The 11285-nt window shown below is 37.2% G+C and carries 9 protein-coding genes and 10 tRNA genes; 2 read left to right on the top strand and 17 right to left on the bottom strand.

What is annotated here, in order from left to right; genetic code table 11:
• Positions 1 to 366 precede the first annotated feature (366 nt).
• Together OK18_RS11830 and OK18_RS11825 are read left to right on the top strand one after the other, a co-directional pair.
• A complete protein-coding gene (locus tag OK18_RS11830) occupies positions 367 to 795 on the top strand; it encodes a helix-turn-helix domain-containing protein (RefSeq protein ID WP_050022091.1) in 429 nt (142 codons plus the stop codon).
• 11 nt (positions 796 to 806) lie between these two features.
• On the top strand, positions 807 to 1145 hold the full coding sequence (locus tag OK18_RS11825; RefSeq protein ID WP_053328114.1) for a hypothetical protein: 339 nt from the start codon (positions 807 to 809) through the stop codon (positions 1143 to 1145).
• A 261-nt stretch (positions 1146 to 1406) separates the two neighbouring features.
• Here the strand turns inward: OK18_RS11825 and OK18_RS11820 are convergent, their stop codons facing one another.
• The 17 genes from OK18_RS11820 to OK18_RS11755 form a co-directional block, all read right to left on the bottom strand.
• Positions 1407 to 2750 carry an SWIM zinc finger family protein gene (locus tag OK18_RS11820; protein WP_053328113.1) on the bottom strand — a complete coding sequence of 448 codons (1344 nt, stop codon included), beginning with the start codon at positions 2748 to 2750 and terminating at the stop codon, positions 1407 to 1409.
• A 3-nt stretch (positions 2751 to 2753) separates the two neighbouring features.
• Entirely contained in the window at positions 2754 to 5450 is a 2697-nt protein-coding gene (locus OK18_RS11815; RefSeq protein ID WP_053328112.1) for a DUF6493 family protein, read from the bottom strand.
• A gap of 440 nt (positions 5451 to 5890) precedes the next feature.
• Positions 5891 to 6442, bottom strand: coding sequence for a 3'-5' exonuclease (locus OK18_RS11810; RefSeq protein ID WP_053328111.1), 552 nt, complete (start codon positions 6440 to 6442; stop codon positions 5891 to 5893).
• Positions 6443 to 6590: 148 nt separating this feature from the next.
• Positions 6591 to 7604 carry an RNA ligase, Rnl2 family gene (locus OK18_RS11805; protein ID WP_053328110.1) on the bottom strand — a complete coding sequence of 338 codons (1014 nt, stop codon included), beginning with the start codon at positions 7602 to 7604 and terminating at the stop codon, positions 6591 to 6593.
• Between the two features lie 197 nt (positions 7605 to 7801).
• On the bottom strand, positions 7802 to 7942 hold the full coding sequence (locus tag OK18_RS21700) for a hypothetical protein (protein WP_228377598.1): 141 nt from the start codon (positions 7940 to 7942) through the stop codon (positions 7802 to 7804).
• Positions 7943 to 8141: 199 nt separating this feature from the next.
• Positions 8142 to 8780: a ribonuclease H-like YkuK family protein gene (locus tag OK18_RS11795; protein WP_228377597.1), complete on the bottom strand. Its 639-nt coding sequence runs from the start codon at positions 8778 to 8780 to the stop codon at positions 8142 to 8144.
• A gap of 76 nt (positions 8781 to 8856) precedes the next feature.
• A tRNA-Phe gene (locus OK18_RS11790) sits at positions 8857 to 8929 on the bottom strand.
• Positions 8930 to 8948: 19 nt separating this feature from the next.
• Positions 8949 to 9021 (bottom strand) — tRNA-Leu (locus OK18_RS11785).
• Between the two features lie 254 nt (positions 9022 to 9275).
• Positions 9276 to 9347, bottom strand: a tRNA-Glu gene (locus OK18_RS11780).
• 82 nt (positions 9348 to 9429) lie between these two features.
• Positions 9430 to 9557: transfer RNA gene (locus OK18_RS21235), tRNA-Phe, on the bottom strand.
• A 166-nt stretch (positions 9558 to 9723) separates the two neighbouring features.
• A tRNA-Cys gene (locus OK18_RS21230) sits at positions 9724 to 9808 on the bottom strand.
• A 204-nt stretch (positions 9809 to 10012) separates the two neighbouring features.
• Positions 10013 to 10084: transfer RNA gene (locus OK18_RS21225), tRNA-Pro, on the bottom strand.
• 66 nt (positions 10085 to 10150) lie between these two features.
• A tRNA-Asp gene (locus OK18_RS21220) sits at positions 10151 to 10222 on the bottom strand.
• 4 nt (positions 10223 to 10226) lie between these two features.
• A tRNA-Arg gene (locus OK18_RS11770) sits at positions 10227 to 10300 on the bottom strand.
• A gap of 5 nt (positions 10301 to 10305) precedes the next feature.
• Positions 10306 to 10379, bottom strand: a tRNA-Lys gene (locus OK18_RS11765).
• A 10-nt stretch (positions 10380 to 10389) separates the two neighbouring features.
• Positions 10390 to 10462: transfer RNA gene (locus OK18_RS11760), tRNA-His, on the bottom strand.
• Between the two features lie 566 nt (positions 10463 to 11028).
• Positions 11029 to 11157 carry a hypothetical protein gene (locus OK18_RS11755; protein ID WP_050022083.1) on the bottom strand — a complete coding sequence of 43 codons (129 nt, stop codon included), beginning with the start codon at positions 11155 to 11157 and terminating at the stop codon, positions 11029 to 11031.
• Positions 11158 to 11285 lie beyond the last annotated feature (128 nt).

Here is an 11285-nt window from a genome sequence, read left to right as displayed (position 1 = left end):
ACTGGCCATCAAAATACCAATAGCAACCGTCATTAGAATAAAATAGAATTGCATGAAAAAGTTTTAGTAGGCATATATACTTTACACAAATGGTAGAAAAAGAAGGCTGGAGCAGATGGAGAATTAATGAACCAAGTGAAAACAAGGAAATTATATCCTACGGTAAATTAAGTGGCAATGAATACTTTTTTTAAGATCTTATATTTTTCTTAAACATTTTTTTAGTCCCACATGACCTGATTGAATATTTCAGGGTGCTTATCGTTTCATTTCAGTACAGCCCTTATTATTTCCCGTCAATGGTATATAGTCTCTATTCTGGTGTTATGTGAAGGAGTTTAAATAAGAAATTATATTCAATAAGAAATGTTATATAAAGAAATCCACATTGGAAAATTTATTAAGGAGAAGGTTGATGAAAATGAAATAACAATGGAGAGGATATGTAAGTTTTTAGGCAAAGATGAAGAGACTGTCGAAACCATGTACAACAGTAAATCTATAGATTCTGATCTTCTTCTAAGATGGAGCAAATTATTGGAATATGACTTTTTCAGGCTTTACAGCTCGCATCTCATTTTATATGCTCCGCCTGCTGCAGTCAACAAAAATCAACAGAAATCTGAAAAAATTCCTTATTTCAGAAAAAACATTTATACCCAGGAAATCAAAGATTTTATTATGAAAAGAATCTTGTCCGGTGAAATGACCCAAAGTGAAGTGATTAAAGAATATTCTATTCCTAAAAGCACTCTCCACAGATGGCTTCAGAAAGGTGATAATACAAACGGATAAACAAACAGTACATGCGTCCTAATTATAAAAAAATTTACCAGGATATGCTCAGGCTTGAATATCCTGAAAAATTAAAGGATCCAAAAATCAGAGAGCTTCTTGAGCGGCTTCACACCAGCGAAGATGTTCTTAAATTCAATGAGAAACTTTTCAAACAGTCTAAAGAAAATCAAAAGCTCAAAACCTACGATAAGAAAACCATGCTTAAACTTCTCCAATACCAAAAGAAGCATGGCTATTCTACCAGTTACATGTCCAGAAAATATAAAATCAGCAGAACCACACTTTCCAAATGGAAAAGTATGTTTGAGGATGAGCTTGAAATTGCAACAAAGAAAGCCGGTAAATAATAGGTTTCTTTTTGAAGTCCGGGCCTATTGATACAGCCAGGCATATCGTAAGAAATATTGTTAGTCAATTCCCGGATTTAACAGATCGTGATTAATGTATTTATGCATAAAAATAATTATGACTTTTTAGGTTTGGGCTAAAGTTATGCGGGCTAAAGCCCGCATCTATTGATGTAGGCAGAAATCAGATCATAAGAAAGCTTCTCCTTGATCTTCCAGGTATGCCAGCAGGTAAAGTTTAGACTTCGAAAAAGTTTTCATTCAAGTACCGGCAAGTTTCTTCACTGCCAGAACATGCTTACAAGGCCCTCTCTCACCCTGATATTTGATGAACCACTCACAGGTGCAACGTTCCTTTCCTTCTTCTAGAATAATTGTATGCTGCACATCAGTACCTTCTACCCTGGCTTCTATTCTTTCATTTTTTATGCTTACAAATTCTACTTTTCCTTCTTCAATCAGTTTTTCTGCATTTTTCATACGGGGATTCAGTTCCAAAACCCGGCTCAATTTAAAAGGGAGCCTGCGATAGAAAAACTCCCGGGTGTCTACATCATATCCCAGAAGTCCCATCGCTGCCAGTCTTGCAGTAAGATTTTCAGCCTTTTCTATATTGATATTCCCTTCCACAGCCATCATTATTTTATTGAAAGACTGGTTGGCATATGCATATTTATCCAGCGCATCAATCCACTCATCAGGCACATCATTAATAAGCCCCTCCAATACGGCACCTTCGCTGGAAAATCCACGCCAGATCTCCCTTGACAGAGAAAAACTGAATGTAATATTTCCCATGTACAACTGCCACGTTACAGATTGTCTCTTAGGATGGCCAAAAACTTTCATATAGTCTGTATATGGTAGCAGAGATTCCAGCAGACGAAGCCTGTGAAGGCCTCCGATACAAACACCGTCCGCTGATTGTACGGGAGAAAATGTGGGCTTATTTCCTCTTACTATCAGAAAATAATCACATTTCACCACTCCTTTCGGCATTCCCCTGAACAGCTGCTGCGCCTGTATTTTATTGAATGTATACAGTTCTTCCGATTCGGATAGATAAACCTGTACTGTTCCCAGGCCTTTAATCCATTTTTCAGGCAAAGGGACCTTTCGTTCTATGATTTTCTTTTTTTCAGTATATAACCCGACTTCTTTTTCTCCTATGGAAAGTATAATTTTTTCGTAGGGACGGATACTCCCCAAAGCCGTAATCATAGATTGGTTAAAATCTACGTTAATAGTCCCGTTTTCTAAAAACGCGCCATCTAATCCGCCCGGTAACACATCTATCCGTGCATATACTCCTGCACAATGTGAAAACCCTTCAAAGCGTAATCTTTCATCTCCCACAGTAACAATCGGATCTTTAATAAGCGCCATCTGAAACGGGGGAAGGTTAAAACCGGCTTTCACAATATTAGAGAGTGTAATAAGGCATCTGGCCAAAATAAAAGGCTGACTTACACTTCCCCAGAAAAAACAAGGGGCACCTGTATTTTTTTGGACCTCACTGTATTTGGAGAGGAACAGTTCCTCCAGGGCTCCTCTTTTTAACAGAGATGATGATCCTGCGTAACTGTAAGTAAGCGTATCTTCCATAATTTATTTCTTTAGAAGAAGAGTGCATATTTTTTTCAGGCTTGAATTTTCTTTCCAGTTGCTGAGTTTTTCTTTTATTTTTTCACAGGTTTTCGACTGGTTTAAAGCCAATACTTCATGGTAAATCTCCAGTAACCTTTTCAGATTGGTCACAGGATTTTCCATCTGAAGTATTATGGTAGATATTAATTCTTCTAATGCCAGATTATGATTTTTGCTGACGTTAAGGATATGGTGCTGTATCAGATCTGTCAACCTTTTAACAGGAGCCCATTCCGGATTTTCGTGCTGCCCGATAATTGTTCCTAATATTGTATTATCCATCATTTGATGGGATACATGTTCCAGCCAGATTTCAGCAGCGATACCCCGGATGGTTTTGTCACTATCCAGAAAAACTGTTGCTAAAAAAAGGTAGCCCATTTCATCCAGAGGCTTTTTGATCTGATAAAGAGCCTGTATTGTTTTCAGTACCATGCTCCTTTCGTACACTTCTGCAATTCCGGAGTAGAATAAACATGTTTTTATAATTTTGGCCAGAACATTAGCCGGTGTATTGGGAAAACTCCACATAAAAACAGGAACTTCAGGAAAACTTTTCTGCTCAGCAACAAAGTATTCCAGGAATAATTTATCTTTTCCTTTTTCAAGGTGGTATTTGGGAATTGTTATACTAAGTTCAACGGGATAGTATGAATTTTTTTTACTGTCAATGGTTTTCCACTGATAAATTCCTGAAAAAAATTCTTTAGGGATATGATCATACCCCAAACCATTGAATTCTTTAAAATCCGTTTCCGGTGAACGTGTAATTCCGGCTGTTATCCACCAGGCAGGATGCTCAATATTGCCTTCTGGTCTGGTATTTTTCCCTAACAAGAAAAATATAAGCGCTTTATACTCTCCTTTTAATTTTTTTTCCGCCAGCTGTATCGCTTCAGAAGGATCATCCAGTGCACAACGCTGCAATGCCAGCTGAACATCCAGATGATTGGGTTCTATCTGTTTATTCTGGTAGATTTCAAATCTTTCCACAAGAGTTTCAGGAGCAATCCAGCACGGGGCATGCGTCACAGTTGACAACAAAGGAGTTGTATCTCCGGATTGCATTTTACGATAGACAGTAACGGCAATTTCCTTACATCCTTTCATGGCAGGATTTTCTACCCCTATTTTTTCTATCGGACCTATTTTTTTATGATAATTCAGATAGGTTTCTCTTACAGCTTCTTCCTCAGTAGTTTTCTGATATATTTTTCCAAGATTTTTCAATTGAGCCGGAAACCGTTTCTGCAAATTCAAGCCATAATTAATAATCAGATTGCATAAGAGTACATTAAAATAGGGAACTTCCCATTTTGCAATAGTTTTACAGGCTTTTTGAAATACAGGTTCTATTAATTGCACTGATTCAGCATCTGCATCCTCAGAAAAACGGATGAGTCCCGCCAGAGCAATATCATAATGACAGGTTTCCGGGTTTTCTATCGCTAAAGGAAGAAAAAACATTAAATCCTCAAAATTCCCAGGTTCTTTCACCTTATTTTCAACCTTGATCAGAGCAGGTTTTTCAATGGCTATATCTTCCAGTTTGTGTTGTTTTTCTTCAATATATTTTGCTAAAAGAGGCCGTATATTAGTCAGTATATTATCCGAATATAGGGAGATTGCCTCTTTCACATTTTCAGAAGCGGGAACATATTTCAGAATCATTTTGGCTGCTTTTGACTGAATCCCGTCATCTTTGTTTACAAAGGCTGTACTTAATGCTACTCCTAATATTTCCTGATCAAACTTTTTCTTCTGCAATATCTTTTCTATTAAACCCAGGGTTGAAACCACTATAGTTTTAATCTCTGAACTCAAAAGATTGGGCAGGTAGTGCGTAAATTCATCGCTCCTGAAAGCAGGATCATGTACTATTTTCTTTAGGTAGATGAGTATTGTATTTATGGCTTTTGACTGAACAGAGGTTAAACCCGCCAATAACTCATCCTGAAGTTCTATTATTTCTTCATCGGCCGGTTTTAATGCAACAAATGCATCCATAAACCAGTTGGTTACATTTTTGTTAAAATTCCGGTTAGAAGCCAGAAGGCACTCTTTAAGAAACCTTTTTCTGCTGACTTTTTGTTCTCTTACAAGCTTTTGAATCAACGGAAGCCATTCTTTATAAAAAGGCAGTGATCTTGAAGGATACTCGCATAGGTACCAGAAATGAGTCTGCAATGTTTCAGGATGCTTCTCCAGCTCTGAGGGATAGTTGCTCAAATGATGTCCCAATAGCCGGGGAGATGGCTGTACATAGCCTTTTTCCGTCCACCCTAAAATATCCCGATAGTTAAAAGCCAGCAATTCTGTTTCTACAGATTCATTGATAAAATCTGAAAACCAACTTGGGCACCCCCATTCCAAAATTTGCTCTGTCCGGTTTACATCGCGAAAAACATTCCAGTACTTTTTACCGAAATTTTTTTGGTCCATGCATACAAATGAAGCAATGTCAATAATGGAGTGTTGTTCTGCAGAACCGGCAGTGTGATAAGACTTCTTTGTCATCACAATCCTGCTGATCTCACGGTCCAGCTTTTTTATTGTAGGGACTAGTGCTTTTCTTTCTTCAGCAGTAAGCTGCTTCAAAAAAGGGATTATCTCATGTGTTTTTTCCTCATTAAAGATCTCATAAAGCCTTTCTTTCATTTGTTTTTTAATTTGGTGAATAATTTTTTCAGGTTATTTTGTTCTCCTCTACATTAGTAAAAGCAGTCATTTTTGCCAGAGACAACTCAAAAAAGAAACCTCTTTGATTTTATCGTTTAAATACAGGTCTTAAACTCTTTATTGATCAATTACTTTGGTTCTTGTCAGCTAAAATAACAAAAATTGACTGACAGTTAATAAATTATCCCTTAAAAGTGAGTTTTTTAACAAAAAATTAAGTATTAAAAGCTTTATCACCACTAATTTTGTAGACTATTTATAATTCTCATATTGTAGATTTATACAATAATACAGTAATTACCATTACAAGAAATTATATGGAATCAAAAAAAATTATATAAAGAAGTTAATTCCATATTCATAATAAAAACTCCCTTTTCCAAGAGAGTTATATTAAGTATTGTTGATGAAGCCTTATTTTAACAGTTATTCAGACACCAATGCAGAATTTTTGCAATATTCCTGGCATCATCCACACCTCTGTGATGGGTACCTTCTAAAGTCAAGCCCAGTTCTCCCAGAGCCCTGTTCATTCCTACGCTTTTCCTTATGGCAGGATGTAACTGTCCGAATAAGGTTTTTACATTGATATGATCATCACTCATAGGATAATCCACGTAAAATCTCCGGGCCTGGCTTTCAAGCATATTCAGGTCATAATTTCCATAGCTGGCCCATGTCAGCTCTTCCGAATCGTATTCTGCCCTGAGAATATCGAATGCATCATCCAGCAGAACTCCTTCATTATCCAGCATATTTTGGGTAAGAGTTGTGAGTTCCGTACAGAACGGACTTACTTTTGAAAATTGTGGTTTTATTAAAATTCCTTCATTTTTAGAGACTCTCCCGGTTTTTGCATTCATAATACAAACTCCTATTTCTATGATCTCACTTTCCTGACCTCTGGGCGGCCTGTTTTCCCAACACGTTGCTTCAAGGTCTACGATTAATATATTTTCTGTTGTTTTCACTTTTTTTGATTTTTATTTACCACCGTGAATTCCGTTTTTTCCGTAATGGAGCGTCTGGAATACATTAAAAGATTTCCCAAACTTAAGTTTGATCTTCTTTTGCGGTTTCGTTATTTTATATAAAAAGTTTCGGCAGTATTTGCCGAAACTAGTCTTTGAAAGTTGTCAACTCTTCTTTTATACAATTAATTACTAAAGAATTTAATTTCTTATTGATCCTTTTCTGTTCTTCTTTTTCAATGGTTGTAAGCACGGCCGGAAAATCTTTTTCAAAATCTTCCAGAATATCCTTGGCAAAAAGACCTGTTATCTTTCCTATCATTTCAGGTGCAAATTCACCGGTTTTACTCACAACATTATTCAGCCGGTTTACAGTCACATATCTTTGGATTTCCTCCCAGATTTGTTGAGCAGCTCCGCTAAACTGAACTTGTTTCTGAGTGATTCTTTCTTGCTTTTTAACCATTTTGGATTTTTCGATCCATTTTTCATTCTTATTTTTTAGAATAACTCTTGCACCGTTTCCAAAATATCTGGTTTTCAAAGTTTTGATAATAGTCCCTTCGCACATATTGTTCATTTCAGGCAGTCCCAGCCAGACCGGAATCTTGGAATTGAAGACATTGGGATATCTCAAAGCTTCTTCCAGAGTACCCTGAAACAGGGTTTTTGCATAGAAAAATCCGGTTTCCTCAAAAATAGGATTGATGATCTCCGTATCCAGATAAGTGATTCCATTCAACTTAATGTCGAAAGCATAAAATTCGTTGTAGGGAGCATATTCAATTCCTTTCTGTACTCTTATTGCCCCTTCCACCGGATCTACTTCCTTATGCTTGTAACCTCCACCGAATAATTCCCCGTAGATTACAACTGTTTCAGCGTCCGGATATATAGCTTTCACTTTACGGAAGACTTCAAGCACATTTTTCCTGTAGCGCTCCAATATCTGATGGGCATTGAAAAATTTTTCATCTTTTGTAATGAAGGCAGTTCTTTTTGCAATCTTAATTTCCTTTCCATTGGTAAAGAAAGAGAAATTGGCTCCGTGAACTTTTTCCTGTACAATGAAAATCTCATCCCCAAACCCTTGCAGTTTGATCTGATCAATCACCCTGGTCTGATAAGCGTTTTCTATAGAGTTATATGTTTTAAAAATCATTTCTTTACTTTTAATAATTATTTTCCGGACAAATACATGATGTCTATTACAATTGTTTAAAGTTTTTTAAAAGGCTCATTATATTTTCCTTTCCCACAGGATTCATGGAATGACAGTAAAATTGTGGTAAGTCTAAGTGATTATCCATACAATATTTTACCAATCATCTGGCACAGTCGTACCCTGACTATTGATATTTAATTGGAAAGAGCCTGTTCTTTCATTTTCAACTCATGTTCTTTATCTCGTCTGTCAATTTCCCCGAAGGGACTTCCTTTGAAGTAACCAATATTGGCAAATCCATTTTCCTCTTTCAATAAAGAATCTCTTTCTTTCACAGCACCGGTGTTTTTACTCCCGTAATTTCCTTCCAGCTGTTTAGTGGCAGGATTGAGATCTCCCCAGATCGCTGTTTTTCCCTGGTAAAGGGGTTCTACGAAATGAATCTTCCGGTTTCATCAGTGTTCGTAAGGAATCTTTGCAATACTTCACGTCTCATACTATTTCTTTTAAAGGTTATTATTTTATATTTTTAGATTAAACCATCATATCAGCACAGTTAGAGCTTGCGAAAGCATAAGGCTTTGCTTTGAACACGTATCCCATACCCAAGATATAACCCATTGCATCTTTCAAAGCTACATTGGATTTGAAATCCGGGTCGGTATTAATGTCTGCGTGGACCTCCATTTCTACTCCATAAGCATCCAGCACAGAGCAGATCGCATAGGCAATTTCCACAGATTTGTTTACCTCATTTAACATTCGCTCTTTGATACTGATATTCTGTATCTCTCTTTCTTTTCTGATAAAGGTAAACGCTCCTTTTCCCTCACGAATGAATACTACTGCCGTAGCATAATTGATGGCATTTCCATATACGTGAGAATCTGATCCTACACATACTTTCAGACGATGTCCGTTGGCCTGCTCGCGGATGATGGCTTCTTCTACCAGCTGGGTGATAGAATGCTGGAAAATTTTTCCATTCATATTCTGCCATGTTTGTTGTTGCGTTTCCATTTTTTCTACATACTTTAATTGATAATTGATAAAATGATGGGTGATAAATGATCTGCCAGTAGTTGTTTCCGGCTTCCCATTTCTAATTTCTATTGTTGATTCATTAGGATCCGAACCTAAACTACAAGAGCCAAAGTCTTGTGTGCTTCCCATTACACTATGAATCAAATTATAATTGACAGATGATCAATGATGGGCGATTACCCCATTACTTATTATCTCTGTTTTGCGGAACAGACAGGAATCGAACCTATACCTTTAGTTTTTCAGACTAACGTGCAGACCTGCTACACCACTCTTCCGGGGTTTTATACATTTTAGTACGGAAAGAGGGACTTGAACCCCCAAAAGCCTGATCCTAAATCAAGTGTGTCTGCCATTCCACCATTCCCGCAGATTGTTTTAAATGATGAGCCACAGGAAGTGTAATTTCCCGTTTGTATGATTATATGTGCTCATCACTGAAGAAGTCAAGATCGGAGAAAGTTTGCCTATACTATTATAAACGATGTCTGCCAGTATTTGTAAAGATCTTCTGCGCTTGACAAACTTTTCTCTTTTCTTATTTTGTAAATGGTAACCGGCCATTCTCAATCTTAACTTTCATGGTATTATTTAATTCAAAGCTGACCGGTTCATTCACATCCGTACTCTATAAGGGAATCGAACCCTTATTTTCTGCCCGAAATGCAGGCGTCCTCACCATTAGACGAATAGAGCAATATACCCACTGACCAGGAATCGAACCTGAACGACAAGAGTACATTTCCTGCATGCTGCCATTACATTATCAGTGGTTGGGTGGAAGTAGCAGGATTCGAACCTGCTCAACTGCCAGCACAGATTTTTAATCCCGTATCTTTTCATTTTTTTAAGGAATTCAATTCGTTCCTTGGGTTTGCCCCGATTCCTCAACTTCGGTATACTTCCGTTTTTTTTTAATGAAAACCATTGAGTTGGTTTTCTCATTTCCAGTTTTAAAAAGAAAAAGGCCTGTCTTATTTGTTTAACTAAAGATCTTCTGCGCTCGACAGACTTTTTCTTTCATAAAGGATATTTATCAGAGTGATCCTATTTCCGGTATCAATCTCTATTGTGGAGATGGTTATGGGATTCAAACCCACTCAGCTTACGCAACGGTTTTGCAGACCGTCCCGACTCTTCTGCTTCGGCGAACCATCAGGTTGTGTTCTTCTTTAACCTGCCTGGGAGAAAGAAAAGTTTGCCTGTATTTCTGTGTTTGGCGTAAAGATCTTCTGCTCCCGGCAAACTTTTTCTTTTTCTTCTTAACAATTAACATTTTATCTGCGATTCCGAAAAGATCCGGACTTTCAACTTCCCGTTTAACAGCCCGGTATTCTATCATTGAGCTACGAAATCTTCTGTCTGGAAAGCAAGATTCGAACTTGCGACCTCCCGCGTCCAAGGCGGGTAAACAACCACCGTTATCTTTCCAGGTTCAGGTTCACTTCCAGTTTCTTTTCCGGGAGACAGCCGGAATCGAAATTTTCCGTGAACCTTTGCGGTCTATGCGAGAATCGAACCCGCAGTGCCCAAGAGACAGTCGGGCAGGTTAGCCATTACCTCAATAGACCTTTGTAATTCCGAGAGGACTTGAGCCCCTAACCCTGGGTTTAGAAAACCCATGCTCTATCCGGTTGAGCTATGGAACCGATTGTAATCCCAGAAAGATTCGAACTTTCAACCCCCGGTTTAAAAGACCGGTGCTCTAACCTCTTGAGCTATGAGATTTTTATATATTGGGTATCTCCGGGGATCGAACCCTGTTCTTCGGTTCCACAGACCGATGCTTTACCAGATAAGCTAGAAATACCATAAAAAAAACGCCTCTTTTCGGGAGGCGCTTTATTATTAATTAACGTAAGAGATCATTAGCTGACCCACGTATATAAGCACCTTTTATCCACAATTTCACGATCAAAAATACACAGACTCCCTGCCGGCTTCTGTCCGGATAGTCTTGAATATTGATTGAATATGTGATGTAATTGTTTCATTTTATTTTTGTTTGTTTTTAAATTATTTTTTGAAGTCCTGAAAACTGTTGCTTTCAATTTTCGGTTGCAAAGTAAATATGAATTTTTGGAATATGCAAATAAATTTTAAACATAAGTATTTGATAACCAATATTTTAAAAGCTATTTTTAAAATAAGAGATTACCGTCCGCAATATATTGCAGATGTTTCAAATACCTAAATGACTGTCTCTCATCGGGTTGCTTATCACTCTATTTTATTGTATTAAAGTTTCATTGTTTATTAAAAATTTTTCATGTTTATGGTTATTTTTTTTCATTCTAAATAATTTCTGCCCTAAAAAACAAAAAACGCCTCGATTTTTCGAGGCGTTTTTGCAGTATTTTGATTAATTTTTACAAGTTTACAGTAAATAATTTCCAAAGTCAGCACATTTCACCTCATTCCATATCAGCTCATCATACCCGAATAATCCCTTTGTTGAAGGGCTTTCGCATAGCTCTGCATTGATATGTGCTCTTTGTATTGTCATAATTTTCTGGCGCAAATATAAATCTTTTTTTGTGATTAATTAACAGTTTTCACGGGACAGGGTAATATATTGATGTCTGGAACCGGTATGGAAAATAGTTTCTTTGCTTTTTAACCGTTGTTATTTTG

Origin of the sequence: Chryseobacterium gallinarum (genome assembly GCF_001021975.1) — a bacterium.
Lineage (GTDB): Bacteria > Bacteroidota > Bacteroidia > Flavobacteriales > Weeksellaceae > Chryseobacterium > Chryseobacterium gallinarum.
The sequence above is the reverse complement of the archived record's forward strand: the minus strand, read 5'-3'. Positions and strand labels throughout refer to the sequence as shown.

Coding starts and splice junctions, on each gene's coding strand:
- OK18_RS11830 (WP_050022091.1), top strand. CDS start 367: ATGTTATATAAAGAAATCCACATTGGAAAATTTATTAAGGAGAAGGTT.
- OK18_RS11825 (WP_053328114.1), top strand. CDS start 807: ATGCGTCCTAATTATAAAAAAATTTACCAGGATATGCTCAGGCTTGAA.
- OK18_RS11805 (WP_053328110.1), bottom strand. CDS start 7,604: ATGATTTTTAAAACATATAACTCTATAGAAAACGCTTATCAGACCAGG.
- OK18_RS11815 (WP_053328112.1), bottom strand. CDS start 5,450: ATGAAAGAAAGGCTTTATGAGATCTTTAATGAGGAAAAAACACATGAG.
- OK18_RS11820 (WP_053328113.1), bottom strand. CDS start 2,750: ATGGAAGATACGCTTACTTACAGTTACGCAGGATCATCATCTCTGTTA.
- OK18_RS11755 (WP_050022083.1), bottom strand. CDS start 11,157: ATGACAATACAAAGAGCACATATCAATGCAGAGCTATGCGAAAGCCCT.
- OK18_RS11795 (WP_228377597.1), bottom strand. CDS start 8,780: ATGGGAAGCACACAAGACTTTGGCTCTTGTAGTTTAGGTTCGGATCCT.